The following is a 25,496-nucleotide window of genomic DNA, read 5'->3' as shown; positions in this document are numbered from 1 at the left end:
TTACATCTAAAAAAAACCCTCAAACCCCCCCCCCCCCGCGCCGTAGTCACAATCAAGCTTCGGGGTGCCCCACCGCACAAGCCGACCCAACCGAAACCGCAGCCTAAAGACGCTCGAGAACAGTCACGTTAGCCTGCCCACCACCCTCACACATCACCTGCAGCCCGTACCGCCCACCAGTCCGCTCCAGTTCATGCAACAGGGTAGTCATCAACCGAGCCCCAGTAGCCCCAATCGGATGCCCCAAAGCAATCCCGCCGCCATTCACATTGACCTTCTCATGCGGCACACCAATCTCCTGCATCCAAGCCAACACCACCGGCGCAAAAGCTTCATTGCACTCAAACAGATCGATGTCATCCACAGACAGCCCAGTCTTCTCCAACGCCCGCTGAGTAGCCGGAATAGGCGCAGTCAACATCCACACCGGATCCGCCCCATACACGCTGATGTGATGCACCCGAGCCCGCGGCGTCAGCCCATGCTCCGCCACCGCCCGCTCGGACGCGATCAGCAAAGCCCCAGCCCCATCACTGATCTGCGACGCCACCGCAGCAGTAAGCGGACTACCCTCCTCAAGAGGCTTAAGCCCAGCCATCTTCTCCAGAGAAGTATCCCGACGCGGACCTTCATCCACCGAGAACTCGCCAACCGGCGAAATCTCCCGCGAGAACCGGCCAGCATCGATAGCCGCCAACGCCCGCCGGTGACTCTCGAACGCGAACTCCTCCAAAGAGGACCGAGAAAGCCCCCACTTCTCAGCAATCATCCGCGCAGAACGAAACTGCGAAACCTCTTGATCCCCATACCGAGCCACCCACCCAGGCGACTCCGCGAACGGCGTACTGAACCCGAACTGCTGCCCCACCACCATCGCCGAAGAAATCGGAATAGCGGACATATTCTGCACTCCCCCGGCAACAATCAAATCCGCAGTCCCGGACATCACCCCCTGCGCCGCGAAATGCACCGCCTGCTGACTGGACCCGCACTGCCGATCGATAGTCACCCCAGGAACATGATCCGGCAACCCAGCCACCAGCCAAGCAGTCCGAGCCACATCCCCAGCCTGCGACCCAATCGTGTCGCAACACCCGAACACGACATCGTCAACAGCCCCAGGATCAATCCCAGTCCGCTGCACCAGCGCGCGAATCGCATGCGCTCCCAAATCAGCGGAATGCATCCCCGCGAGCGAACCACCACGACGGCCGACCGGAGTGCGAACCGCGTCCACCACATATGCCTCAGGCACGAAATCCTCCAGCCGGATCAGGGATGCTGACTGCTCACCGAGACAACTTCCCCAGTGAGATAAGACGAATAAGCACTAGCGAGAAACACCATCACATTGGCGACTTCCCAAGGCTCAGCAGCCCGGCCGAACGCCTCGCGCCCCTTCAACTCGGTCAACAGCTCGGCGCTAGTGACCTTCTCCAGGAACGGATGCATCGCCAGGCTGGGCGACACCGCGTTGACCCGAATCCCCGAAGGGGCCAAGTCCATCGCCGCAGACCGGGTCAACGCCATCACCCCAGCCTTAGCGGCCGCGTAATGCGCCTGCCCCTCCTGCGCCCGCCAGCCGATCACCGAAGCGTTGTTGACGATCACCCCCCGAGTACCGCGAGCGATCATCCGCCGGGAAGCCGCCCGAATACAGCGGAAAGTCCCGGTCAAAGTCACGTCGAGCACCAACGACCACTGCTCGTCGGTCATCTCGGTGATCGAAACCGTACCGCCAAGCCCGGCATTGTTGACCATGACCTCAACCCCGCCGAACGGCTCAGCGGCATCGAGCAGAGCAGCGACCTGCTCCTCCTTGGTCACATCGCACACCACCGAAACAACCCGCTCGGCACCGAACTCCGCCCCCAGTTTGGAAGCCGACTCGCCAAGCCGCCGCTCATGCGTATCCCCGATGACGACCGCCCGCGCACCCTCCTCCAGGCACCGCCGGGCAACAGCCGCCCCGATCCCCGCACCGGCAGCCGCGGTCACCACGACCACCCGCTCGGCGAGCAACCCATGCCCCGGCACGTAATCCGGTGCTGGCTGTTCCGGTTTAACACTCACGGTCGCGGCTCCTTAGGCAAGCCAAGCACCCGCTCGGCAATGATGTTTCGCTGAATTTCGTCCGAACCGCCGTAAATCGTGTCGGCCCGGCTGAACAAGAAAAGCGTCTGCTGAGCATCAAGATCGTAAGCACCGGCAGCGGTCAGCGCAGAACCTCCGCGGACCTCCATCGCCAGTTCGCCTAACTCCCGATGCCACCGAGCCCACAACAGCTTCGACACCGAAGCCTCCGGCCCTTGCGACCCAGCCTCATACGCACTGAGCGTCCGCAACGCGTGCACCCGCAACACCTCGAGGCCCACAGCGGCCTGCGCCAACCGATCCCGCACAACCGGATCGTCATAACGCCCATTCGACTTGGCGGTAGCCACAATTCCCGCCAATTCCCGGGCAAAACCGACCTGCTGCCCGATAGTCGACACCCCGCGCTCGAACCCGAGCGTCGCCATCGCGACCCGCCACCCATCCCCGGGCGCGCCCACCACCAGGGACTCCGATGTCCGAGCCCCGTCGAAGAAGACCTCGTTGAACTCGCTGGTCCCGGTCAGCTGCCGGATCGGCCGCACCTCGACCCCGGGCTGATCCATCGGCACCAGCAGATACGACAACCCAGCGTGCCGCCGGGAACCAGCCTCGGTCCGCACCACCGCGAAGCACCACTGCGCGTGCTGAGCGAGCGACGTCCAGATCTTCTGCCCGTCGATCACCCACTCGCCGCCGTCCAGCCGCGCCCGCGTGCGCACCCCGGCCAGGTCAGATCCCGCCCCAGGCTCGGAATAACCCTGACACCACAGCTCAGTAACCCCGACGATCCCCGGCAGGAACCGCCGCCGCTGCTCGTCCGTGCCGTGCGCGATCAATGTCGGCCCGAGCAGTTCCTCGCCAAGGTGGTTGACGCGAGCAGGCGCGTCCGACCGGGCGTACTCCTCGTGGAAGATCACCTGCTGCAACAGGCTCAGCCCGCGCCCGCCGTACTCGACCGGCCAGCCGAGGCACGTCCAGCCGTGCGCCGCCAGGTGCTGGTTCCACGCCTGACGCTCGTCGGCCGCCTCGTGCTCGCGCCCGGATCCGCCGAGGCCCTTCAACGCGGCGAATTCGCCGGTGAGGTGGTCGCCGAGCCACGCGCGCACGTCGGCGCGGAACTGCTCGTCCTCGGGGGTGTAGCGAAGATCCACCCGTCCTCCTGGTCCGCCGGTGCCGGTCCCGCCACGCTACCAAACCAAGCACTTGTTTGGTAGCATCGCCGCCGAACCGAGAAGGAGTGATGCGCGTTGAGCGGAACCGAAGAAAGCACCGACGAGCAGGTCGTGACGTACGAGGTGCGCGGTCCGGTCGCGGTCGTCACGCTGAACCGGCCGCAGTACCGCAACGCCCAGAACTCGAAGATGACCTACGCGCTGGACGCCGCCTTCACGAAGGCGGTGGACGACCCGGACGTCAAGGCGATCGTGCTGGCGGGCAACGGCAAGCACTTCTGCGCCGGGCACGACATCGGCACCCCCGGGCGCGACATCGACCAGAGTTTCGAGCGCAAAGCGGTCATCTGGTGGGACCACACCGACCGGGCGGGCGTCGATTCCCGCTTCGCCCGCGAGTCCGAGGTCTACCTCGGCATGTGCCGGCGCTGGCGGGAGATCCCGAAGCCGGTGATCGCGATGGTGCAGGGCGCGTGCATCGCGGGCGGACTGATGCTCGCGTGGTCGTGCGACTTCATCGTGGCTTCCGACGACGCGTTCTTCTCCGACCCGGTCGTGCGGATGGGCATCCCGGGCGTCGAGTACTTCGCGCATCCGTGGGTGATGAACCCGCGCGCGGCGAAGGAGTTCCTCTACACCGGCGACCGGTTCGGCGCGGACCGCGCGCAGGCACTCGGCATGGTCAACCACGTCGTGCCGCGCGCCGAGCTCGAAGAGGCGACGTTCGCGATCGCCGAGCGGATCGCGCAGATGCCGCAGCTGGGCCTGGCGCTCACGAAGAAGGCCGTCAACCAGGCGGAAGACCTGATGGGCATGCGGTCCGGAATGGACTCGGTGTTCGGCCTGCACCACGCCGCGCACGCGCACAACGCCGAGCTGGACACCGATTCGCTCGCCGGGCTCGACGCGCGGTCGATGGCGAAGGCCAACAAGAAGGCCGCGGGAGAGTCATGAGCCCGGAATTCACCGCCGCGGAGGAAGAGTTCCGCGCGGAGGCCCGTGCCTGGCTGAAGGAGAACAGCCCTGGCCCGCTGCCGTCGATGGACACCGAAGACGGCGCCCGCGCGCACCGCGAGTGGGAAGCGAAGCTCGCCGAGGGCCGGTGGTCGGTGGTCACCTGGCCCGCCGAATACGGCGGCCGCGACGCGACGCTGACCGAGTGGGTGCTGTTCGAGGAGGAGTACTACCTCAGCGGCGCGCCGACCCGGATCGCGCAGAACGGCATCTCGCTGCTGGCCCCGATCATCTTCGAGCACGGCACCGACGATCAGCGCCGGCGACACCTGCCGCTGACCGCCAACGGCACCCGGATCTGGGCACAAGCCTGGTCCGAGCCCGAGGCGGGCAGCGACCTCGCCGGGATCCGCAGCACCGCCGTCCGCGACGACGAGCGCGGCGGCTGGGTCCTGGGCGGGCAGAAGATCTGGAGTTCCCGCGCCCCGTTCGCCGACTGGGGTTTCGGCCTGTTCCGCTCCGACCCGGAAGCCGAACGGCACCGCGGCCTCACGTACTTCCTGTTCCCGCTCGACTCCGAGGGCGTCACCGTCCGGCCGATCGCGCAGCTCGACGGAGACAGCGGGTTCGCCGAGATCTTCTTCGACGACGTCTTCGTGCCTGATCAGGACGTCCTCGGCGGCGTCGGCGACGGCTGGCGCGTCGCGATGAGCACGGCAGGCAACGAACGCGGCCTGTCGCTGCGTTCGCCGGGCCGGTTCCTCGCGGCGGCGGACCGGCTGCTCGACCTCTGGGCCGAGCGCGGCTCCGAAGCCCCGCACCTGCGCGACCGCGTGGCCGACGCCTGGATCAAGGCCGAGTCCTACCGGCTCTACACCTGGGACACCGTCGACCACGTCCAGAACGGCGGCGACGTCGGCGCGGCGGGCAGCGTCAACAAGCTCTTCTGGACCGGACTCGACCTCGGCATCCAGGAAACGGCGCTCGACCTGCTCGGCCCGGACCAGGAGCTGCTCGGCCCCGGCGCGACGGCCGGCGGGCGCTGGATGGAGGACTACCTGTTCGCCCTCGGCGGCCCGATCTACGCCGGCACCAACGAAATCCAGCGCAACATCGTCGCGGAACGCCTGCTCGGCCTCCCCCGCGGCGAACGCAGGAAGGCACAAGCATGAAGTTCCGGCTGTCCGCCGAACAGCGCGCGTTCGCCGAAGCGCTGGACGCCCTGCTGGGCGCGGCCGACGTCCCCGGCGTCAACCGGTCCTGGGCGGCCAAGCGGCCGGAACCCGGGCTGAAGCTGTGGAAGCAGCTGGCCGAACTGGGCGTCACCGCGCTCGGCGTGGACGAGGAACACGGCGGCGTCGGCGGGACCGCGGTCGATCTGATCGTGGCCTTCGAGCGTCTCGGGTATCACGGCGTTCCGGGTCCGGTGATCGAGTCCATCGCCGCCGCGCCCGCGCTGCTCACGGACGCTTCGTTGCTGTCCTCGCTGGCTTCCGGGGACGCGATGGTGACCTTCGCGAGCGCGCCGCACACTCCCTACGCGCTGGATGCGGATGTCGCGACGGACGTCTTCGTGGTCGGAGATTCGCTGGCACGGGCGGAAATCGGCCGCCCGCTGCAGTCGGTCGATCCTTCCCGGCATCTGTTCGAGGCCACCGCCGGTGCCGACGCTCAGCCGCTCGCCCCGGAGAAGCGCGCAGAGGCGCTCGACCTCGCCAGCCTCGCCTGCGCGGCGGAGTTGCTGGGCTGCGGCGAGCGGATGCTGGAAGACACCGTCGCGTACCTCGGCCAGCGACGCCAGTTCGGCCGCGTGATCGGCGAGTACCAAGCGCTCAAGCACGCTGCCGCAGACGTCCGAGTGGCGCTCGATTTCGCCCGTCCCCTGCTGCTCGGCGCGGCCCGCGAGCCCAGCGCCCGGGCGATCTCGGCGGCGAAGGTCGCGACGTCGGACGCGGCCCAGCTCGCCGCGCGCACCGGACTGCAGCTGCACGGCGCGATCGGCTACACGCTCGAATGCGACCTGAGCCTGTGGCTGTTGCGCGTCCGGGCGCTCGTGGGCTGCTGGGGCACGCCGTCCGTGCACCGCGCGCGGGTGCTGGAGAGCCTGATGAGGGGCCGCTGATGCACTTCGCGCTGACCGATGAGCAGCGGGAACTCGCCGCCGCCGTCCGCGGGCTGGTCCAGCGACGAGCCGCGAAGACCGATCTGCGAGCGGCGATCGACTCGCCGACCGGATACGACACCGAACTGTGGTCCGCGCTGTGCGAGCAGATCGGCGTCGCCGCGCTGGCCATTCCCGAGGAGTACGGCGGGGCCGGGTTCAGTCTGTTCGAAACGCACGTGGTGCTGGAGGAGCTGGGCGCGAGCCTGACGCCGTCACCGCTGCTGGGGTCTGGAGTGCTTGCCGCGCAAGCATTACTGGCCGCTGACGCACCGGCGCTGCTCCCCGAGATCGCTGCGGGCGAGGTCGTCGCGCTGGCTTGGGCGGATCGTGCCGGACGGCATCGAACCGACGGTTCGGACGTGGTCGCTACGGACGGAACCCTGAACGGCACCGCGACATTGGTGCTGGACGGTGCGCAGGCGGCACACCTGCTGGTGGTCGCGATGGCCGACGGACGCCCCGCGCTGTTCCAGACCTCCGCGACGGCTGAGGCGACACCAGCGGTCGATCAGACCCTCAGGTTCGCCCAGGTCGAATTCCGCGACACGCCAGCGACATTGCTCGCGGACGACTTCACCGAAGCGCTCCCCCGGCTGCACGCCATCGCCGCAATCGCTTGCACCGCCTTGCAAGTCGGCGGCGCACAGTCCTGTTTGGACCGAACCGTCGCGCACCTCAAGGAACGCGAGCAGTTCGGCCGTCCGCTCGGCTCGTTCCAAGCGTTGAAACACCGGGTCGCGGACATGCTGGTGCAGGTCGAAACCGCGCGCTCGATCTCGTGGGCGGCCGGGTTCGCGGCCAGCAACGGCAACGATCTCGTCCAGCACGCGGCGTACGCGAAATCCTGGTGCAGCGAGGCTTTCACCTCGGTCGCGGCCGAAACCGTCCAGCTGCACGGCGGAATCGCGATCACCTGGGAGCACGACGCGCAGCTGTACTTCAAACGAGCGCACGCGCTGGCGCACCTCTTCGGCGACGCCCGCGAACACCGGGCACGGCTTCGGAGCGACGCATGATCCACCACGTCGGAATCACCGTGCACGACCTCGCCGCGTCGACCGAGTTCTACCGCGATCTGCTCGGCGGCAGCGTCGAAGGACCGTTCGAGCGCAGCGGCCCGCGGATCGACGAGGTCACCGGATATCCGGGAGTGATCGTGCGCCAGAGCTTCGTGTCGGCCGGCGACGGCGACACGGTGGTCGAGCTGCTGCAGTACGAAAACGGGTCGCCGACGCGGATCGACCCGGACCACGGGCAAGCGGGCGCGGCGCACGTCGCGATCACCGTCGACGACCTGGACGCGACGCTGGAGCGGCTGCGCGGACGCGGCGTCGCGGCGGTGTCCGAGCCGATCGTCACAAGCCATCCGATGGCGGGCTGCCGCGCGGTGTACGTGCTCGATCCGGACCGGGTCCGCGTCGAACTGGTGCAACTGCCCGCCTGAGCAAGGAAAAACAGCGTTTATCAGAGGCTGGAGGAACGAATGGGCGGCAAGTCCATGACCCTGGACGGCGTCACCGAGTACGTCCGATCCGGGATGACCGTCGGGATCGGCGGCTGGGGGTCGCGGCGCAAGCCGATGGCGATGGTGCGCGAACTGCTGCGCAGCGACGTCGAGGACCTCACGCTGGTCACCTTCGGCGGGCCCGAGGTCGGGCTGCTGTGCGCGGCGGGCAAGGTGCGCCGGGTGATCTACGGGTTCGTCACGCTCGACACGATCCCGCTCGACCCGCATTTCCGCGCCGCGCGCGAGGGCGGCCGGGTCGAGATCACGGAGTACGACGAGGGCATGTTCGTCGCCTCGCTCCGGGCCGGTGCGAACCGGCTGTCGTTCCTGCCGACGCGCTCCGGGCTCGAGAGCGACGTGCTGCTGATGAACCCGGAGCTGAAGACCGTCGCGTCGCCGTATGACGACGACGTCTACATCGCAGTGCCCGCGGTGCGCCCGGACGTCTCGTTGCTGCACCTCAACCGCAGCGACACCCTCGGCAACGGCCAGTTCCTCGGCCCGGACCCGTACTTCGACGACCTGTTCGCGATGGCGTCGGACAAAACGCTGCTGAGCGTCGAGAAGATCGTGGACACCGAGGACCTCACCGCGACCGAGCGGTCGACGTCGCTGCTGATCAGCCGGATGTTCGTGAACGGCGTGATCGAGGCCCCGAACGGTGCGCACTTCACTTCGTGCGACCCGGATTACGGCCGCGACGAGGCGTTCCAGCGGCATTACGCGCAGTCCGCGCAGGACGAGGTCTCTTGGAAGCAGTTCCGCGAGACCTTCCTGACCGGCGACGAGGCCAGCTACCACGAAGCAGTGCGCGCCTTCCACCGCGCGACCGAGAAGGAGTCCGCATGAGTGCCCCCGCAACCCGCGCCGAGGTCTGCATCGCCGCGTGCTCCGACGCGTGGCGCGGCTCCGGCGAGGTGCTGGCCCACGCGGTCGGCACGGTCCCGGCGATCAGCGCGCGGCTGGCGCGGCTCACCCACTCCCCCGAACTGGTGCTGTCCGACGGCGAATGCCACTTCATGGCCGACCCGCCGCCGCTGGGCAAAACCGCCGCGGCCGGCGGCACCGTCGAGGCCTGGGCGCCGTTCGGCCGGATCTTCGACATCCTCAACACCGGACGGCGGCATTCGATGATGGGCGCGAGCCAGATCGACCGGTTCGGCAACCAGAACATCTCGCTGATCGGCGACTGGCGGAAGCCGAAACGCCAGCTCATCGGCATGCGCGGCGCGCCGGGCAACACGGTCAACCACCGCACCGACTACTGGGTCAGCCGGCATTCGAGCCGGGTGTTCGTGGACCGGGTCGACATCGTGTCCGGTGTCGGCAACGACCGTGCCCGCGCGCACGCCTCGACGGCGCTGCGGTTCCACGACCTCGGCGTGGTGGTGACCGACCTGGCGGTGCTCGACTACGACGAGGACGGACGGCTGAAGGTGCGTTCGCTGCACCCGGGCGTCACCGAGGACGAGGTCCGCGAGAACACCGGCTTCGAGCTGGACTTCAGCGGGGCCGGAGTGTCCCGGGAGCCCGACGAGCACGAGCTGGACTTGATCCGCACCGTGCTCGACCCGAAGGGCGCCCGGGACCGGGAGGTCAAGGTGTCCCGGCCCTGAACCGCTCAGCCGGCGAGCAACCCGCCGTACAGCATCGCGAGGTACTGCTCCGCCACGACGTCGTGGCGGAGCTTTCCGCGCGGGTTGTACCAGCGGACCGACGACCACACGGTGTCCCGGATGAACCGGTACACCAGGCTCACCTCGAGGTCGTCGCGGAATTCGCCGGTCTCGCGGCCCGCCTGGAGCACGCTGAGCCACAGTTTTTCGATCTTCAGCGACGTCTTCCCGACGAATTCGAAATCGGCGAGGCTGCCGACGACGGCCGATTCGTTCTGGTAGAGCGCCACCGCGAACGGCCGGTCGTGAATGGTCGCGAAGGCGGTGTACACCAGCGCGTCGAACTGCTCGCGCGGCGTGCCGTCCTTCCCGGCGATCTCGGTGAACGCGGCCAGCAGGTCGTCCATGAACTCCTTGAGGATTTCGCGGAGCATGTCCTCTTTGGACGCGAAATGGTGGTACAGGCTCCCGGAAAGGATGCCCGCCTCGTCGGCGATGTCGCGGACGGTGGTCTGGGAGTAGCCCCGGGTCGCGAACAGCTGCGCGGCGATGCCCAGCAGCTCTCCGCGCCGGGTGCCGCCGTTTTTCGCCGGAGCCCGGCCGGTTCGCGGAGTCATCGCATGGATCCCTTCCTGCCCGCTGCTTTCCCCTATGCTACCGAACAAGCACTTGTTCAGTGAGGAGACCCGCGTGTCGACACCTCGCACGATTCCCGCGCTGCTCGACGAAGCCGCCCGCCGCCACGGCGACGCACCCGCTGTGGTCGACGGTACGACACAGCTGTCCTGGACCGGATTGCGGGAGCGGGTACGCACCGTTTCCCGCGCGCTGGCCGCAGTCGGCGTCCGATCCGGCGACCGGGTCGCGGTGTGGTCGCCGAACCGCGTCGAGTTCGTTCTGACGTTCCTGGGCGCGCAGTGCCTCGGCGCGGCGCTGGTGCCGATCAACACGCGGTACCGCGGCGAGGAGGCGCGGGTGGTGCTGGAGCGGTCCGGCGCTTCGGTGCTGGTGCTGTGCAACGGGTTTCTCGGCAATGACTATCTCGGGATGCTGACCGAGGCCGCTGCCGGTTCGGGTTCCTCGGGTGCGGTACCCGGACTTCCGCGGCTGCACACCGTGATCGATCTCGGATCGGACGGCGTTGCTTTGCCGTGGAACGAATTCCTCGTTGGCGCGGAGTCCGTTTCGGCCGTCGACGAATCGTCGGTGACGCCTTCCACGGTGGCAGACATTCTGTACACCTCGGGCACGACGGGGGTGCCGAAGGGCGTGATGAGCACGCACGCCCAGACGATCGGCGTCGCGGACGTCTGGGCGAAGGGCGCGTCGCTCACCCCGGCGGACAATTACGCGATCGTGAATCCGTTCTTTCACTCCTTCGGCTACAAAGCCGGGGTGGTCGCGGCGATCACCGCGGGCACGACCGTCTACCCGGTGCTGACGTTCGACCCGGTCGCGTTGATGGAACTGGTCCAGCGAGTGGGCATCTCGGTGCTGCCCGGTGCGCCGACCATCTTCACCACGCTGATCAACCACCCGCGGCGTGGCGAATTCGACCTGTCGTCGCTGCGCTTCGCGATCGCCGGCGCGGCTTCGGTGCCGGAGAACCTGTTCTCGGACATGCTGGAAATCCTCGGCTTCGAGCAGGTCGCACAGGCGTACGGGCTCACTGAGTGCGTCGTGGCGACCCAATCGCGGCCGAACGAGGACCCGCTGCACGTCGCGCACACGACCGGTCCCGCGGTGCCCGGGCTGGAGATCCGTGCGGTCGACGGCGACGGCAAGGACGTGCCGGTCGACGCCGACGGCGAAATCCTCATCCGGGGCGAGTTCGTGATGCTCGGCTACTTCGACGACCCGGACGCGACCGCGGCGGCGATCGACGCCGACGGCTGGCTGCACACCGGCGACGTCGGGCAACTGGACGAGCACGGCTGCGTCAAGATCACCGGACGGCTCAAGGACATGTTCACCGTCGGCGGGTTCAACGTGTACCCAGCCGAGGTGGAGAACGTGCTGAGCACGCACCCGGACGTCGTCGAGGCCGCGGTGATCGGCGTGGACGATGACCGGATGGGCTCGGTGGGCCGCGCTTACGTGACGCTGTGGTCGGGGGTCGAGCTGGACTCGGCGGCGCTGCGGGAGTACTGCCGGGAGCGGCTGGCGAACTTCAAGGTGCCGAGGGAGTTCGTGGCGATCAAGGAACTGCCGAGGAATGCCAGCGGGAAGATCGTGAAGCGGGAGCTGTCCTGACGTCGTGAGTGGCTATGCCGGTTAGAACCGGCGTAGCCACTCACCAGCCACTACGCAAGCCGCGCCGGGCTCGCCGATGCGCCCCCGCCCGTAGTAGCGCGGAAAGTCCGGCCAAGCTCAGGCCCCCGGCCCACGTAATGCCGGAAGACGTAGAACAACGGCTCCCACGCCGCGACGCGAATATGCCGGAGATCCGGTTCCGCCAGCGCCGGATGGACGTGCACCCGGAGCACCTCTGCCTCGACAATCCCGACAGCGGGATCCCCGGGATGGCGCACGGCAGTCACCCGGCATTCGACCTGGAGCGGGCATTCCGCGACCCGGTCGACCGCGACGAGTTCAGCCGGGACCGGAGTGAGTCGGGCGGCACCGAATTTGTCCCGTTCGGTCCGGAACTGGCCCGCCTTGTGCTCCGGCACGACGGGAGCGCCGGTCAGCCCGGCCAGGCGTTCGACGGCGGGCCACAGGTCGGCGCTCGGATAGTTCAGCACGCAGTCCGGCCGCTCGCGCAGGTTGGCGAAGGTGTGGCCGGTGCTGCCGAAGCCGAGCACGGCGGTGCGGCCGAGCACCCACGCCGACGACATCGGGGCCAGGTTGGTCGTCCCGTCGGCGTTCGCGCTGGACAGCAGCACGACGGGGGTGCCGGGGTAAAGCACCGGCGGGTCGATCACGACGGAATCCATGACCGCATCCTGGCGGCGGGACGGTTCGGTGCGCGCCGAACCGTCCCGCGTCCGGCGGTCAGGCGAGCCGCTCCAGCACCATCGCCATGCCCTGTCCGCCCGCCGCGCACATCGTCTCCAGGCCGAAGGTCGCGTCCTTCTCCTGGAGGCCGTGCAGCAGCGTCGTCGCCATCCGCGCGCCGGTCGAACCGAACGGGTGGCCCAGCGCGATCGCCCCGCCGTGCACGTTGACGCGGTCGAGGTCCAGGCCCAACTGGTCGACGCACGGCAGCACCTGCGCGGCGAAGGCCTCGTTCATCTCGACCAGGTCGATGTCCTTAACAGACAGTCCGGCCCGGCCTAGTGCCTGCTGGCTCGCCTCGACCGGGCCGAGACCCATGATCTCCGGGCTCAACGCGGACACCCCGGTGGCGACGATCCGCGCCAGCGGCTGGATGCCCAGCTCGCGCGCCCGGACGTCGCTCATCACGACGAGCGCGGCCGCACCGTCGTTGAGCGGACAGCAGTTGGCCGCGGTAACCGTCCCATCCGGACGGAACACCGGCTTGAGCTGAGATACCTTCTCCAGCGTCACGCCCGCCCGCGGACCGTCGTCAGCGGACACCACAGTGCCGTCCGGCAAGGTCACCGGCGTGATGTCCTTCTGCCAGAACTCCCCCGCCGCTTCGGCGAGATTCTGGCTGCGCACGGCGAACGCGTCCTGGTCCTTTCGCGACACTCCACAATAGTCAGCGACGTTCTCCGCGGTCTCGCCCATCGCGATGTAGACGTCCGGCAGCGCGCCGTCTTTTCGAGGATCCGTCCACTGCAGGCCGCCGCCCGCGCGCTTCTCGGTCACCGCCATCGCGTCGGCGTACAACGGGTTCTTCGTGTCCGGCATGCCGTCGGCTTTGCCTTGGGAGAACCGCGAAACGCACTCGACTCCCGCGGACACGAACACGTCGCCCTCGCCGGCGCGGATCGCGTGCATCGCCATCCGCGTGGTCTGCAGCGAAGACGCGCAGTACCGGTGCACAGTCGTGCCGGGCACCGCGTCGAGGCCGAGCCGCAGCGCGACCATCCGGCCCAGGTTGTACGCCTGTTCCCCGGCCGGTTGCGCGCAGCCGAGCATCAGGTCGTCGATCCGGCCGACCTCCGGGACCGCAGTCAGTGCGGCTTCGACCATCTGCGCGGCGAGGTCGTCCGGCCGCAGGTCTTTGAGCGAGCCCTTGTACGCCCGCCCGATCGGCGAGCGGGCAGCGGAGACGATCACGGCTTCGGGCACAGCAAGGTCCTCCTCAGGCGTTCGGGGTGTGCTGGAGGAAAGCGGGCCATTCGCCGCCTCCGTCCACATTGAGCACCGCTCCGCTGACATGGCTCGCGAGCGGTGAAGCAAGCAGCAAACAGGCTTGGCCGACCTCGGCCGGCGACGCGAACTGACCACGCGGGATCGTCCGCGCGACCGCGTCGCGCTGCGCCGGATCGCCGTAGTGGTCCTCGGAACCCGGCGTCTCGACCAATCCGCAGCTGACCGCGTTGACCCGCACTCGCGGCGCCCACTCCACGGCCAAACTGGTCGTAAGACTTTCCAGCGCCGCCTTCGCCGCGCCGTAGATCGCGGTGCCCGGGCTGGGCCGCCGCGCCGAGATCGACGTGACGTTCACCGCCGAAGCGCCGGGCGTCTCGTGCAGGAGCGGATGCGCCGCGTGGAGCACGTACGCCGCGGCGAGGAAGTTGAGATCGTTGATCTTGCGGTGGAATCGCGGCGAGGCCTCGGCGAACTGCGCGAACGGCGCGCCGCCCGCGTTGTTGACGACGACGTCGAGCCGGCCGTGCCGCTCGCCGATCTCCTCCAGCCACTTCTGGACCTGCTCCGGCTCCCGCACGTCGACCTGGCTGAACCGCGGCTGCCGGCCGTCGACCTCGCGCAGCTTCGCGGGTTCGGTGCGCCCGCAGATCTCGACCGCGGCCCCCGCTTCGAGGAACGTCGCCACGATGCCGTCGCCGACTCCGCGCGCTCCGCCGGTGACGAGGACGACGCGATCGGTCAGGTCGAAGCTGACAGGCATGCTGCTCCTTCTCGCCGGGAGCGCTCAGCCTACCAAACAAATGCTAGGTTGAGGACGAGGAGGTTTTCCATGCCACAGGAAGCAATCCGGCGAGTCAGCATCGTCACCGGGGGCGCGCTGGGGATCGGCGGGGCGACCAGCCGCCGCCTCGCCGCACGCGGAGACCTGGTCGTGCTGAACGACCTCGATCCCACTGCCGCCGCCGATACGCGTGCCGCGATCGAGGCGGCCGGCGGGGTGTGCGAGACGGTCATCGGAGACATCGTCGCGGACGAGGTGGTCGAGGCTGTCGCCGCTGCCGCTCTGCGGTTGGGCGACGGCCGGATCGACGCCTTGGTCAACAATGTCGGCGATTTCCGTCCCGCTTCCCGGGATTTCCTGCACAGCACGCCGGAACAGTGGGCGCGGTTGCATGAACTGAACCTGTTGCACGTCTTCAAGCTCACCCACCGGGTGCTGCCGCAGTTGATCTCGCAGGGCTCAGGCGTGATCGTGAACAACTCGACGGTGGAAGCCTTTCGCGGAATTCCCGGACATGCGGTGTATTCCGCTTACAACGCCGGGGTTTCGGCGTTCACGAAGAGCCTGGCCGTCGAGGTCGGGCGATACGGCGTCCGGGTGAACGCGATCGCGCCGGATCTCGCGGACAGCCAGCAGACTCCGGCGGCGGCGATGCTGCGCGACAACGATCCGTCGAAGATCGAGACGTGGGTGCCGTTGGGGCGGTTCGGGCACGTGGACGAATACGCGAAGGTGATCGAATTTCTGACCACGGACGCCGCTTCTTACGTCACCGGCCACACGATTCCGGTGGACGGCGGGACGCTCGCGGCTTCGGGATGGTATCTGCGGAGCAATCGGAAGGGGTTCACGAACTTCCCGAGGGAAACGTGAGAAGGGGGCTCGTGAGTGCTTATTCCGGTTAGAACCGGCAGCGCCACTCACAAGCCCCCCCACTCTCAGCCGGGCGCGATGGCCCGCTCAACACTCTCGCGGAGCAAGGCCCGGCGCTGCTCGTGCAGTTCCGGAGCTTCCTGGTCGCTGGCGGCGTAGACGTTGCTGACCGGCGACCAGGCCATCGACATCGCGATCACCATGGCCATCAGGTCGAACGGGTCTCCCTCCCGGACGATGCCCGCGGCTTGCGCTTCGGCGATGGCGCGCAGTTTGGCGTCGTCGAGGCGGTTGCTTTCGTCGACGAGGTGCCCGGTCGGACGCCGCTCCAGGCGCTCCCAGGTGGCCAGCCGGATGAGGTCGGGGCGACGGAGATACTCATCGTAGAGGCGGACCGCCCAGCCGGCGAGGTCGGTCGCGTCGATCGGCACGACGGTCATGATCCGCTCCAGCGAGGCGGCGAAAATGGCATCGAACAGCCCTTCCTTGTTGCCGAAGTAGCCGTAGAGCTGCGCCTTGTTGGTGCGGGCGGCGGCCACGATGCGTTCGACCCGGGCGCCGGCGATCCCGTGCTCGGCGAACTCCCGGGTCGCCGCGTCCAGGATGCGCTGCCGGGTGGCGGCTCCGCGCGAGGTCAGGGGCTTGTCGGCCATGCCGCGCACGATAACAACAGACCAGTCTGTTTGCTGAATCGGCCTGCTCCCGCTACCGTGGTAATAGACCGAACAGTCTGTTTGTTGAGGGGCGAGCATGCGGAGCACTCTGGGCTGGCAAGCCGACCGCGCCGGGTTGCGGCAGACCGTCCTGCGGCGTCGAGAACTGCGGGCCGACGACGTCGCCGTTCGCGTGGATTACTGCGGCGTCTGCCATACCGATCTCCACGCCGTCCGCACCCACACCGGCGAAGCGCCTTTGGTGCCCGGCCACGAGTTCACCGGCGTGGTCAGCGAGATCGGGCACGCGGTCACCCGGTTCGCGCTGGGCGACCAGGTCGCGGTCGGCAACATCGTCGATTCCTGCGGCGCGTGCGCGATGTGCGAGGCAGGACAGGAAAACTTCTGCCATGAATTCCCCACGCTGACCTACGGCGGCACCGGCCGCCGCGACGGAACCACCACGCTGGGTGCCTTCTCCCGCGAGTACGTCGTCCGCGACGAGTTCGCCTACCCGCTCCCCGCCGGACTCGACCCGGCGGCCGCCGCTCCCCTGCTATGCGCGGGAATCACCGTCTGGGAACCGCTGCGCGCTCTCGGCGTCGGGCCCGGCGCCCGGGTCGCCGTGGCCGGACTCGGCGGACTCGGCCATCTCGCGGTCAAACTCGCCGTCGCGCTCGGGGCTGACACCACGGTCATCAGCCGCTCAGCCGACAAGGCCGACGACGCCCGGCGACTGGGTGCCCGCGACCTGATCGTCTCCGCGGACGAACGCCAGATGGCTGCGGCCCGGGACCGGTTCGACGTCGTCATCGACACCATCGCCGTCCCGCACGACGTCGCCGCCTACCTCAAGCTCGTCGCCCTTGACGGAACCCTGAGCCACGTCGGGCACCTCGGCTCGGTCACCGTGCAAGCCACCGATCTGTTGGTAGGACGCAAGAAAATCAGCTCCGCGGGCAGCGGCGGGCGTCCCGCGACCGCCGCCATGCTGGAGTTCTGCGGCCGGCGCGGCATCACCGCGGACATCGAACTCCTCCCGTCCGCCCGCGTCAACGAAGCCCTCGACCGCTTGGAACGCAACGACGTCCGCTATCGGTTCGTGCTGGACCTGTCGGATCTGGCGCAGAACCATTGGGGGCGCGGTCAGCCCACGTAACCCGCGGGCTGACCCCAATCCGCACCCCGAGTCGTAGTCCGGTCCACCAGCACACACCGCGTCCCGGTGAAGTTCGTCGGCATGCATTTGTTGCAGTGAATGCACAACGACGGCGTCTCCGGCTCGGCCGCGATCCGGTTCACCAAATCCGGCTCGCGCAGCAAAGCCCGGCCCATCGCGACGTACTGGAATCCCTCCCGCATCGCCAAATCCATCGACGCGCGGTCGGTGATCCCGCCGAGCAGCACCATCGGCAGCTTCACCGCGGCCCGGATCTGCCGCGCGTCCTCGAGCAGAAAGGCGTCGCGGTAAGGATATTCGCGGATGAAGTGCTTCCCGACCGCCTGCACGCCGAGCTTCAACGGTTGCGGCATCACGGCGGCGAACTCGCGGACCGGCGCGTCGCCCTTGAAGAGGTACATCGGGTTGAGCAGCGAGGAACCAGCGGTCATTTCGAGAGCGTCGCAGGTGCCGTCGGCTTCGAGCCATTGCGTCACCGGGATCGCCTCGTCGAGCCAAAAGCCGCCGGGCGCGCCGTCGTCCATGTTCATTTTCACGATCACCGCGATCCGGTCGCCGACGGCGTCGCGTACCGCGCGCATCGTGTCGCGCGCGAGCCGGGCGCGGTTTTCCAGCGAGCCACCGTATTCGTCGGTGCGGTGGTTGAGCTTCGGGCTCAGGAAAGAACTGATCAGATAGTTGTGTCCTAAGTGGACTTCAATGGCGTCGAACCCGCATTCGATGGCGCGCCGGGCCGCGTCGGCGTGCGCGCGTTTGACGCGTTCGATGCCGGCGTGGTCGATCTCCTGGGCGAAACTGAGCGTCGTCTTGTGGAAATAGCGGCTCGGCGCGAGCGCGGGAAGCCCGTTGCCCTTCGGATTCGCGACCGGCCCGCCGTGCCCGATCTGCGCCGAGATCGCCGCGCCCTCGGCGTGCACCGCGTCGGTGAGCACGCGCAGTCCCGGCAGGGCTTCGTCGGCCCAGTAGATCTGATGCCGGTCGGTGCGGCCTTCCTTGGCGACCGCGCAATAGGCGACCGTCGTCATCCCGACGCCGCCCTTCGCGTAGCCGACGTGGAAATCGACCAGATCCCGCGTGACCCGGCCGTGGTGGCTGAGGCCCTCGTAGGTAGCCGCCTTGACGACGCGGTTGCGCAACTGCACCGGCCCGAGCCGCGCGGGAGCAAGCGGGTCGGGCGGGGTGGGGGTCGTGGAAGTCACCTTGTCACGGTAGGAAACGGAGGGGCTGGCCCGCTCCGGCGATCTCGGTGACCGGGAGTCCCGGGCCAGGCCTCGCGAGTGTTCAAGCCCTGGGCTGAAACCTTGGCTTGCGAACCAAGCTTCCAGCCGCCTAGCCTGGGATCGGGAAGCCCCGCGCATCAAACTCTGCAATCGCCAACCGATACAACCAGCGGAGTAACTTCCTCCTAGTTGCTGCAAGGATTGTTTGACGCACCCCAAAATTCCCGCCTAGCGATCGACCGCATCTTACCGGATGCGCGGTCCAATGCGTCTTGATCAACCAACATGGGTTGATCGGCGTGGTCGCCGCTTGGCAGGACGATAGCCTTGAGTTGCCGAGCAACCTGAAGCCCTTGCTCACTTCCCCGGGTTTCGACATCGTCAATTTTTGAAATCAGGTCTCTGCGAGTCTGGCGATACTTGTTAACAAGCAACACGTCGACACGGTGCGATCGATCTAGCGTACTCTTCCGCAGATCCTCATTCGCTTCATAAAAATTGTTTACAGAATCCAATAATGCGTTATACGATTCAGCCAGCTTCTCTTTGGATTCTTTAGCACAGCTGACTTCAGCACTTACCAACGACTGGTCGATCGCCGCCTTATAGGTTGTCAATGCCACGGCAACACTTCCCAATAGCGCGAACCCGCCTCCAATAATCGCAGCAAGCAGAGTCACAAAAGCCGTTCCGAGCCCAAGAACACGAACGCGTGACATTTTTTCCTCAGCCACGACGAGCCGCGGCACCGACGAAACCGACTCGGCAGAGACTTCCTTCGCTGACAGTGACCCCAGGCGTTCGTCGTTCATCGAGTCGTCGCTCACAAGCCGGTGACCTTACCGACCGAAAGGATTCAGACGAACAGGGCCCCTGCTTACACCACGCTTCGCAAGGACATAAGATGCCACGGAACGCGACGTGCTCAGTCAGGCAACATTGGAGCCAATCGCGAAAAATTCCATTCGAACGGGTGAACTTCTCGAAGACGACTACGGCTGATGCCTCAACTGAGCCCGCCGCCTACTTGCCCAAGTCATCACTCTGGCCCGTTGGCGGTGCGCTCTCGCTTGGTGCTCAACATCCACAAACAATCACGAATTATTCCCTGACCACGACACCGCTTCCTCCAACTGAGCCGCCAACGACAACAGCAGCCCCTCCTGCCCCAGATCCGCGGCGAACTGCACCCCCAGCGGCAGTCCGTCGTCGTCCTTGCCCAACGGGAGCGAGATCGCGGGCATCCCGGTCACGTTGAAAACACTGGTCCATGCCGAATACGCGCCAGCGTGCTCGTAGATCGACGCGGGATCCGTCGTGTCCAGCAGGCCCAGCGGCGGAGTCGGGAGTGGCAAGGTCGGCGTGAGCAGCACGTCATAGGAGGTGAGGACCTGCCCGACCTCCCACCCGATCTCCTGTGCCCGGCGCAGTGCGCGGTGGAGCTGGTTAGCAGTCAAGCCGCGGTAATGGTCGAGCAGCAGTTCGGTGAACGGCTCGACGTCGCCCGGCTGGAGTTCTCGGCCCAAAGCGGCCAGTTGGTCTTCGACGATCACCACCAGATCCGCGCCCATCAGCAGCCCGCCAGTCGTGCGGACGTCCGGGAAGTCAAACGGCGCAACGGTTTCCTCGACGTGGTGGCCGAGTTCCTCGCAGAGTTTCGCCGTCTGCCGCACGGCGGCCAGGCAGGCGGGATGCGCGTCGACGCCGGTTCGGGCCTGGGTGGCCAGGCCGATGCGGAGGTTGCCGGGGGCACGGCGGGTCGCGTCGAGGAAAGTGCCAGTCGGGGTCGGGGCGGCGAAGGCTTCACCCGGGAGTGGTCCGGCGATCGCGTCCAGCAGGGCCGCGCTGTCACGGACTGTTGTGGTGACCGCGTGGGCGACGGAGACCGGGGCGGCGAGCGTGCCTGCGTCGGGGGCGCCGGTGGTGCGGCCGCGGCTGGGTTTCAGGCCGACCAGACCGCACATGGCCGACGGGATGCGGATCGAGCCGCCGCCGTCGGTGGCGTGGGCGGCGGGGACCAGGCCCGCGGCGACAGCGGCTGCGGAACCGCCGCTCGAGCCGCCTGGCGAGCGCGAAAGGTCGTGCGGGTTGCGGGTGGGGCCGTGCAGCTGCGGCTCGGTGCTCGCGTTGAGGCCGAATTCGGGGGTGTTGGTGGTGCCCAGGATGACCAAACCGGCGCGTTTGTAGCGGCGGATCAGTTCGCTGTCCACTGTGGACACCGTTGAGGCGAATAGCGCGCTGCCCTGGGTGGCGGGGAGACCGGCGACTTCGGTGCCGAGGTCCTTGACCAGGAACGGGACTCCGGTGAGCGGGCCGTCCGGGAGGCCGGCGTCGATTTCCGCGAGCGCGGCCTCGAAGCGGCGGCCGACGACGGCGTTGAGCCGCGGATTCGCCTCCTCGATGCGGGCGATCGCCTGTTCAGCGGCCTCTCGGGCGGACAGGTCGCCCCGGCGGATGGCGGCGGCAGTATCGAGGGCAGAAAGCACAGCGATGTCTCCTCAGAAGGCTCAGCCGAAGAAGGCTTGACCGCCGTCGAGCGGCACGGTGGCTCCGGTCAGATAGCGCAGATCGGAACCGACCAGCGCGACGACAGCGCGGCCGATGTCCTCCTCGCATTCCCCGATCCGGCCCATCGGAATGGTCGCGACGAATTCGGCGGCCTCTTCGGGATTGTGTTCAGTCCACCATTTCAAGCCAGGAGACAACGCGTGCGGCGCGATCGCGTTGACCCGGATTCCGTCACGCGCCCACTCCACGGCGGCGGTGCGCGACAGCGAGCGCAAGGCTTGTTTCGCTGCGGCGTAAGCACCATAGGTGGTGGGATCCCAGCGCACCATCGCCGAGGTGACCAGATTGACGATCGAACCGTCGCCCGTCGCCTTCAAATGCGGGTGGGCGGCTTTCATGAACGCGAACGCGGCAAAAGGTCCAGTCGAGAAACCGCGAGTGAAATCCTCGTCGCTCATCTTCAGCAACGGCCCGAAAGCGCCGGAGTAAGCGTTGTTGACCAGAATGTCAAGGCGGCCGAATCGCGAAACGACCTCCTCGACGACCCCGGGAATCGACGCGGTGTCCGCGACATCGCACTCGAACGCTTCCGCAGCGGCACCCCGCTCCCGCAAGAGACGGCAGGTCTCGTCCAGCTTGCCGCGCGTACGCCCGAGTACCGCGACCGACGCCCCCTCCCCCGCCAGCGCCAGCGCGATTCCTTGCCCGACGCCTTGTCCGGCGCCGGTCACCAGGGCCACCCGGCCCGCGAGCGTGTTCATCGGCCTCCTTCGTCCTGGGCGACTGGTCGCGCGACGTGTTTCGCCACGAAAATCCCGTCCGCGGAAACGCAGACCTGACCGTCGGCGAGAATTTCGCCGGTCGTGTGGATCCGGCGGCCCTCGCTGGATTGCTGCCGCGCGCGAATCGTCAGCTCCTCGAACAGCGGGGTCGTCCGGTGGTAGCGGACGCTGAGCGTGCCGGTCATCCCGTCCGGACCTGGTCCCCAGCTGTTGGCGACGCCGAGTGCGTGATCCAGCAGCAGTGCGGAAATCCCGCCATGCACACAACCGGGCGGGCCCTGGTAAGGCAGGCCGAGCGTCACCGTTCCGGTCACCGAACCGTCCGGCAGGCCGTGCAGGTGCAACGGCGGGGCGAGCGCGTTTTCGGGGCCGGTGACGGGATCGTGCCGCGGTCGCCCGGCCCACATGCCGACGAATCGCTCCTGCCGCTCCGGCGCGTGCTCTTCGAGCTGGGCGGCGATCCGGTTGAGGTCGCGCGCGAGGTCCGTCATCGGCGCGGCGCTGTCCGCGCCAGCGTGCAGGAGTGCGTTGACGACCCGGCGGGCCGCCGCGACGGCAGCGTCGATGCCGTCGTCATTCGGGACGGGCGACAGCGGGACGCTTTCGGCGTAAGTCGTCATCAGTAGTGCGCCGCCGGGCGGAGGGTCGCCTCGGCACCGCCGTCGACGTAGACGACCTGGCCGGTGATGTGCGTCGTCGCGGCGTCGGCGAAGTACGCCAGAACGCGCGCGACATCCTCCGCGGCCGCATAACCGTGCAGCGGCATCGGAACTGCCTTGTCCATCACGGCTTTCATCTGCGGGTTGGCGAAAAGCTCGTCGGTCATCGGCGTCAAGACGACGCCGGGTGCGACCACGTTGACCGCGATTCCCGCGTCGGCCCAGCCTGCCGAGACGGACGTCCGGCGCGCCCATTGCGCGACCGCGGACTTCGACGACGGGTACAGCTGGACCGCCCGGTTGTCCGCGATCGCCTCGCGGGCGGCGGTCAGCGCGGCTTGCTCGTCGCCGCGCAGGCAGGCCTCGACCACTGCGGGGTCGTTCGGCTGGGTCCCGGAGATCGAGCCGACCAGGACGACGCGCGGCGCTTCGGATTTCGCGAGCAACGGCTGGAGGGCTTCGATGAAACTGGTGCAGCCGAAGTAGTTCACCGTGACCATCGCTTCGCCGGGGTTCGACGTCCCGGCGCAGGTGATCACCGCGTCGACGTGCCCGGTGCGCTTGCCGACCTCCTCGGCGGCAGCGGTGCGGCCGTGCGGGGTCGAAAGGTCCGCGTCGATGTCGCTGCCCGACAGGTCCACGCCGACGACTTGGTCGCCGCGCTCGGCGAGGAGGCTGGTGAGCGCCGCACCGATCCCCGAACTCGCTCCGGTGATGACGACGGTGCGCGGCATGACGGCCTCCTGCGGTGGGGTTCCGGGAACGGCCGCGACGCTACGGGGACTCCGCTCCGCGCGGCGGGCTCATCCCGGTCACCGGGAGAAGCCGGTCAGCGGCCCAGTTCGGCCAGCAGCAACCGGCACGCCAGCACCGTGTCCGCCTCTGCTTCCTCCGCCGTGATGTGCCCGTTCAGCTGCGAGGTCAGCACGCCGTACCACGTCTGTTCGATCAACCGGACCAAGCGGCGGTCGTGCTCGTTGGCCTCCGCCACCCCCGCGACGCGCAGGATCAGGTCGGCGAACTCGACCGTCGCGGCCATGTTCGGCGACTCCCCCGAGACCGTCGCGTTGTTCGACTGCAGCATCGCCTGGGCGAGCCGCGGGCGTTCCAGCAGGCGGCGGGCGGCGTCGACCAGCACGCGCGCGACTGCCTCGGCCGGTTCCTGACCGGGTACGACCGGGACGCTGTTGCGGTCCAGCTGCTCGACCTGGCTGTGCAGCAGCGCGGTGAACAGGATCGTCTTCGACGGGAAGTACCGGTAGAGCGTGGCGATGGCGACGCCGGCGTCGCGGGCGACGTCGAGCATCTGGATCCGGTCGAGGCCGTGCTCGGCGCCGTGGTCCGCGGCCGCTCGCAGGATCCGCCGGTAGCGTTCCTGCTGCGCGGGCGAACTCGGCGTGGCCGGCGCCCGGTTTTCGGCGACTCTCGGCACCTCGGCTCCTCCGCTCGTGATCAGGCCATTCTCGCGCACGATCCTCCCACCGGGCGCCTCCGCTACCGGTGAGTGGGATGACCGCGCCCCGGCGCGCCGGCGATGCGGTTGGCTCGCCGGGTCGCGACGACTTGGAGGACTCATGGCTTTCGACGACCAGTTCGACGTGGTAGTAGTCGGGTCCGGCGCGGGCGCGCTGACCGGCGCGTACCTCGCCGCCCGGGCGGGACTGCGCACCGCGGTGGTCGAGGGCGCCGGCCGGCTCGGCGGGACGTCGGCGTACTCCGGCGCGGCCTGCTGGCTGCCGGGCACGCAGGTCCAGGAGCGGTTCGGCGTCGCGGATTCCACCGCCGCCGCGCGCGAGTACCTGCGCGCGTTGCTCGGCGAGGACCGGACCGGGCGGCACGAGGCGTTCCTGGCGAAGGCGCCGGAGCTGGTCGCCACGCTGGAGACGGACCCGGCGCTCGAGTTCGAATGGCGGGCGTTCCCGGACTACTTCGACCGTCCGGGCCGGGTCCCCGGCGGACGCTCGTTCGTGCCGGTCGACCTGCCGCTGTCCGAGCTGGGCGAACGCGCGGAGCTGGTGCGTCCGCCGGTGGACCGCGACCGCGCCGGGCGCGGGCACCGGGACGCGCCGTTGGACGGCGGCCGCGCGCTGATCGGACGGCTGCTGCTGGCCTTCGACGCGACCGGCAACGGCGCTGTGTTCACCGGGACGCCGGTCGACGAGCTGGTGGTCGAGGACGGCCGGGTGGTCGGAGTCGGCGTCGGCTCGCGGCGGATCGGGGCGACTCGCGGCGTGCTTATCGGCGCTGGCGGGTTCGAGCGGAACGCGGACCTGCGGGAACAGTCCGGAGTGCCGGGATCGGCAGCCTGGTCGATGGCCCCCGCGGAAACGAACCGCGGCCAGGTGCTGGAGGCGGCGATCGCACTCGGCGCGGCCGTCGATCTGATGGACGAGGGCTGGTGGTGCCCGGGAATCGCGATGCCGGACGGCGGCGCGTCGTTCACGCTCGGCTTCCGCGGCGGGATCGTCGTGGACCGCGACGGGCGGCGGTATGCGAACGAGTCGCTGCCCTATGACCAGATGGGCCGTGAGATGGCAGCGGACCCGGCACGGCGGGTCCCGTCGCACATCGTGTTCGACAGCCGCGAGGGCGGACGGTTGCCCGCCATCGCGTTGCCGGGCGGTCGGCCGGACGACCACCTCGCAGCTGGCACGTGGGTCGAGGCGGACACGCTCGCGGAACTGGCGAAACTGATCGACGCGCCGGAGCTGCCGGAGACAGTCGCCCGGTTCAACTCGTTCGCCGAAGCCGGGCATGACGCGGATTTCGGCCGCGGCGAGGATGAATACGCGCGGCATTTCGCGAATCCGGTGCTGGTGCCCGTCGATCGGCCGCCGTTCTGCGCCGCTCGGTTGGTGTTGTCGGATCTGGGCACGAAGGGCGGGTTGGTGACCGATCCGGACGCGCGGGTGCTGAGTGAGGACGGTTCGGCGGTGGAAGGTCTTTACGCGGTCGGCAATTCGGCGGCGTCGATGACCGGGGGTTACTACCCGGGCCCGGGAATTCCGTTGGGCACGGCGATGGCTTTTGCCGCCCGGGCGGTCGACGATCTGGTGGCACGGGCCGGAAAATGACCTGCGCTCCGCCCCGGTGCCGGTTACCGTCG

26 protein-coding genes are annotated in these 25,496 nt (G+C 68.3%); 11 read left to right on the top strand and 15 right to left on the bottom strand.

Features of this window, described 5'->3' with window-relative positions:
• Positions 1-103: 103 nt before the first annotated feature.
• From ACFXI3_RS33710 to ACFXI3_RS33700, 3 genes are read right to left on the bottom strand one after another with little or no spacing between them, the layout of a single operon-like run.
• On the bottom strand, positions 104-1,255 hold the full coding sequence (locus tag ACFXI3_RS33710; protein ID WP_378405069.1) for an acetyl-CoA C-acetyltransferase: 1,152 nt from the start codon (positions 1,253-1,255) through the stop codon (positions 104-106).
• Between the two features lie 17 nt (positions 1,256-1,272).
• A complete protein-coding gene (locus ACFXI3_RS33705) occupies positions 1,273-2,073 on the bottom strand; it encodes an SDR family oxidoreductase (RefSeq protein ID WP_378405067.1) in 801 nt (266 codons plus the stop codon).
• Entirely contained in the window at positions 2,070-3,248 is a 1,179-nt protein-coding gene (locus ACFXI3_RS33700) for an acyl-CoA dehydrogenase family protein (RefSeq protein ID WP_378405065.1), read from the bottom strand. The genes ACFXI3_RS33705 and ACFXI3_RS33700 overlap by 4 nt, the downstream gene beginning before the upstream one ends.
• Before the next feature lie 96 nt (positions 3,249-3,344).
• Between ACFXI3_RS33700 and ACFXI3_RS33695 the strand changes: the two genes are divergently transcribed.
• Genes ACFXI3_RS33695 through ACFXI3_RS33665 form a run of 7 tightly spaced genes read left to right on the top strand, consistent with a single transcriptional unit; the run spans position 3,345 to position 9,510 of the window.
• Positions 3,345-4,223, top strand: a complete 879-nt coding sequence (locus ACFXI3_RS33695; protein WP_037812239.1) for an enoyl-CoA hydratase — start codon at positions 3,345-3,347, stop codon at positions 4,221-4,223.
• Positions 4,220-5,395, top strand: a complete 1,176-nt coding sequence (locus tag ACFXI3_RS33690; protein WP_378405063.1) for an acyl-CoA dehydrogenase family protein — start codon at positions 4,220-4,222, stop codon at positions 5,393-5,395. Before ACFXI3_RS33695 ends, ACFXI3_RS33690 begins: the two co-directional genes overlap by 4 nt.
• A complete protein-coding gene (locus ACFXI3_RS33685) occupies positions 5,392-6,345 on the top strand; it encodes an acyl-CoA dehydrogenase family protein (protein ID WP_378405061.1) in 954 nt (317 codons plus the stop codon). The genes ACFXI3_RS33690 and ACFXI3_RS33685 overlap by 4 nt, the downstream gene beginning before the upstream one ends.
• The gene (locus tag ACFXI3_RS33680; RefSeq protein ID WP_378405059.1) at positions 6,345-7,403 is read left to right on the top strand and encodes an acyl-CoA dehydrogenase family protein; all 1,059 of its coding nucleotides are present in this window, start codon (positions 6,345-6,347) and stop codon (positions 7,401-7,403) included. Before ACFXI3_RS33685 ends, ACFXI3_RS33680 begins: the two co-directional genes overlap by 1 nt.
• A complete protein-coding gene (locus tag ACFXI3_RS33675; RefSeq protein WP_354746332.1) occupies positions 7,400-7,831 on the top strand; it encodes a VOC family protein in 432 nt (143 codons plus the stop codon). The genes ACFXI3_RS33680 and ACFXI3_RS33675 overlap by 4 nt, the downstream gene beginning before the upstream one ends.
• 39 nt (positions 7,832-7,870) lie before the next feature.
• Complete coding sequence (locus ACFXI3_RS33670) at positions 7,871-8,743, top strand: CoA-transferase (RefSeq protein WP_344285234.1); 873 nt, start codon at positions 7,871-7,873, stop codon at positions 8,741-8,743.
• The gene (locus tag ACFXI3_RS33665) at positions 8,740-9,510 is read left to right on the top strand and encodes a CoA-transferase (RefSeq protein WP_344285231.1); all 771 of its coding nucleotides are present in this window, start codon (positions 8,740-8,742) and stop codon (positions 9,508-9,510) included. The genes ACFXI3_RS33670 and ACFXI3_RS33665 overlap by 4 nt, the downstream gene beginning before the upstream one ends.
• Before the next feature lie 5 nt (positions 9,511-9,515).
• Here the strand turns inward: ACFXI3_RS33665 and ACFXI3_RS33660 are convergent, their stop codons facing one another.
• On the bottom strand, positions 9,516-10,127 hold the full coding sequence (locus tag ACFXI3_RS33660) for a TetR/AcrR family transcriptional regulator (protein ID WP_378405056.1): 612 nt from the start codon (positions 10,125-10,127) through the stop codon (positions 9,516-9,518).
• Between the two features lie 73 nt (positions 10,128-10,200).
• Here ACFXI3_RS33660 and ACFXI3_RS33655 point away from each other — a divergent pair, with 73 nt between their 5' ends.
• Positions 10,201-11,763 carry an AMP-binding protein gene (locus tag ACFXI3_RS33655; protein WP_378405054.1) on the top strand — a complete coding sequence of 521 codons (1,563 nt, stop codon included), beginning with the start codon at positions 10,201-10,203 and terminating at the stop codon, positions 11,761-11,763.
• Positions 11,764-11,813: 50 nt separating this feature from the next.
• Here the strand turns inward: ACFXI3_RS33655 and ACFXI3_RS33650 are convergent, their stop codons facing one another.
• Genes ACFXI3_RS33650 through ACFXI3_RS33640 form a run of 3 tightly spaced genes read right to left on the bottom strand, consistent with a single transcriptional unit; the run spans position 11,814 to position 14,494 of the window.
• Positions 11,814-12,446, bottom strand: a complete 633-nt coding sequence (locus ACFXI3_RS33650; protein WP_378405052.1) for a flavin reductase family protein — start codon at positions 12,444-12,446, stop codon at positions 11,814-11,816.
• Between the two features lie 58 nt (positions 12,447-12,504).
• Entirely contained in the window at positions 12,505-13,710 is a 1,206-nt protein-coding gene (locus ACFXI3_RS33645) for an acetyl-CoA C-acetyltransferase (RefSeq protein ID WP_378405050.1), read from the bottom strand.
• A 13-nt stretch (positions 13,711-13,723) separates the two neighbouring features.
• Positions 13,724-14,494, bottom strand: a complete 771-nt coding sequence (locus tag ACFXI3_RS33640) for an SDR family oxidoreductase (RefSeq protein WP_378405048.1) — start codon at positions 14,492-14,494, stop codon at positions 13,724-13,726.
• Positions 14,495-14,563: 69 nt separating this feature from the next.
• On the opposite strand from ACFXI3_RS33640, the gene ACFXI3_RS33635 reads away from it, so the two are divergent.
• On the top strand, positions 14,564-15,388 hold the full coding sequence (locus ACFXI3_RS33635) for an SDR family NAD(P)-dependent oxidoreductase (protein ID WP_378405043.1): 825 nt from the start codon (positions 14,564-14,566) through the stop codon (positions 15,386-15,388).
• Between the two features lie 65 nt (positions 15,389-15,453).
• On the opposite strand, the gene ACFXI3_RS33630 is transcribed toward ACFXI3_RS33635, so the two are convergent.
• On the bottom strand, positions 15,454-16,041 hold the full coding sequence (locus ACFXI3_RS33630) for a TetR family transcriptional regulator (protein WP_378405041.1): 588 nt from the start codon (positions 16,039-16,041) through the stop codon (positions 15,454-15,456).
• A gap of 97 nt (positions 16,042-16,138) precedes the next feature.
• Here ACFXI3_RS33630 and ACFXI3_RS33625 point away from each other — a divergent pair, with 97 nt between their 5' ends.
• Positions 16,139-17,200, top strand: a complete 1,062-nt coding sequence (locus ACFXI3_RS33625; protein ID WP_378405039.1) for an NAD(P)-dependent alcohol dehydrogenase — start codon at positions 16,139-16,141, stop codon at positions 17,198-17,200.
• Here the strand turns inward: ACFXI3_RS33625 and ACFXI3_RS33620 are convergent.
• The 7 genes from ACFXI3_RS33620 to ACFXI3_RS33590 form a co-directional block, all read right to left on the bottom strand.
• Positions 17,188-18,420 carry an NADH:flavin oxidoreductase gene (locus ACFXI3_RS33620; protein ID WP_370936048.1) on the bottom strand — a complete coding sequence of 411 codons (1,233 nt, stop codon included), beginning with the start codon at positions 18,418-18,420 and terminating at the stop codon, positions 17,188-17,190. The genes ACFXI3_RS33625 and ACFXI3_RS33620 overlap by 13 nt on opposite strands.
• A gap of 206 nt (positions 18,421-18,626) precedes the next feature.
• Positions 18,627-19,268 (bottom strand): hypothetical protein, encoded by a 642-nt coding sequence (locus tag ACFXI3_RS33615; RefSeq protein WP_378405037.1) that lies wholly within the window; start codon positions 19,266-19,268, stop codon positions 18,627-18,629.
• A gap of 267 nt (positions 19,269-19,535) precedes the next feature.
• A complete protein-coding gene (locus ACFXI3_RS33610; RefSeq protein WP_378405035.1) occupies positions 19,536-20,927 on the bottom strand; it encodes an amidase in 1,392 nt (463 codons plus the stop codon).
• A 21-nt stretch (positions 20,928-20,948) separates the two neighbouring features.
• The gene (locus tag ACFXI3_RS33605; RefSeq protein ID WP_378405033.1) at positions 20,949-21,710 is read right to left on the bottom strand and encodes an SDR family NAD(P)-dependent oxidoreductase; all 762 of its coding nucleotides are present in this window, start codon (positions 21,708-21,710) and stop codon (positions 20,949-20,951) included.
• Entirely contained in the window at positions 21,707-22,351 is a 645-nt protein-coding gene (locus ACFXI3_RS33600) for a PaaI family thioesterase (protein ID WP_344285194.1), read from the bottom strand. The genes ACFXI3_RS33605 and ACFXI3_RS33600 overlap by 4 nt, the downstream gene beginning before the upstream one ends.
• A complete protein-coding gene (locus ACFXI3_RS33595; protein WP_378405031.1) occupies positions 22,351-23,124 on the bottom strand; it encodes an SDR family oxidoreductase in 774 nt (257 codons plus the stop codon). The genes ACFXI3_RS33600 and ACFXI3_RS33595 overlap by 1 nt, the downstream gene beginning before the upstream one ends.
• A 95-nt stretch (positions 23,125-23,219) precedes the next feature.
• Positions 23,220-23,822 (bottom strand): TetR family transcriptional regulator, encoded by a 603-nt coding sequence (locus ACFXI3_RS33590; RefSeq protein ID WP_344285188.1) that lies wholly within the window; start codon positions 23,820-23,822, stop codon positions 23,220-23,222.
• A 142-nt stretch (positions 23,823-23,964) separates the two neighbouring features.
• On the opposite strand from ACFXI3_RS33590, the gene ACFXI3_RS33585 reads away from it, so the two are divergent.
• Positions 23,965-25,464: an FAD-binding protein gene (locus ACFXI3_RS33585; protein ID WP_378405029.1), complete on the top strand. Its 1,500-nt coding sequence runs from the start codon at positions 23,965-23,967 to the stop codon at positions 25,462-25,464.
• The last annotated feature ends 32 nt before the right edge of the window (positions 25,465-25,496 follow it).

Origin of the sequence: Amycolatopsis sp. NPDC059235 (assembly GCF_042754125.1) — a bacterium.
GTDB lineage: Bacteria > Actinomycetota > Actinomycetes > Mycobacteriales > Pseudonocardiaceae > Amycolatopsis > Amycolatopsis albidoflava.
Note: the sequence above shows the minus strand (reverse complement) of the source record. Positions and strands in the feature narration are given on the sequence as shown.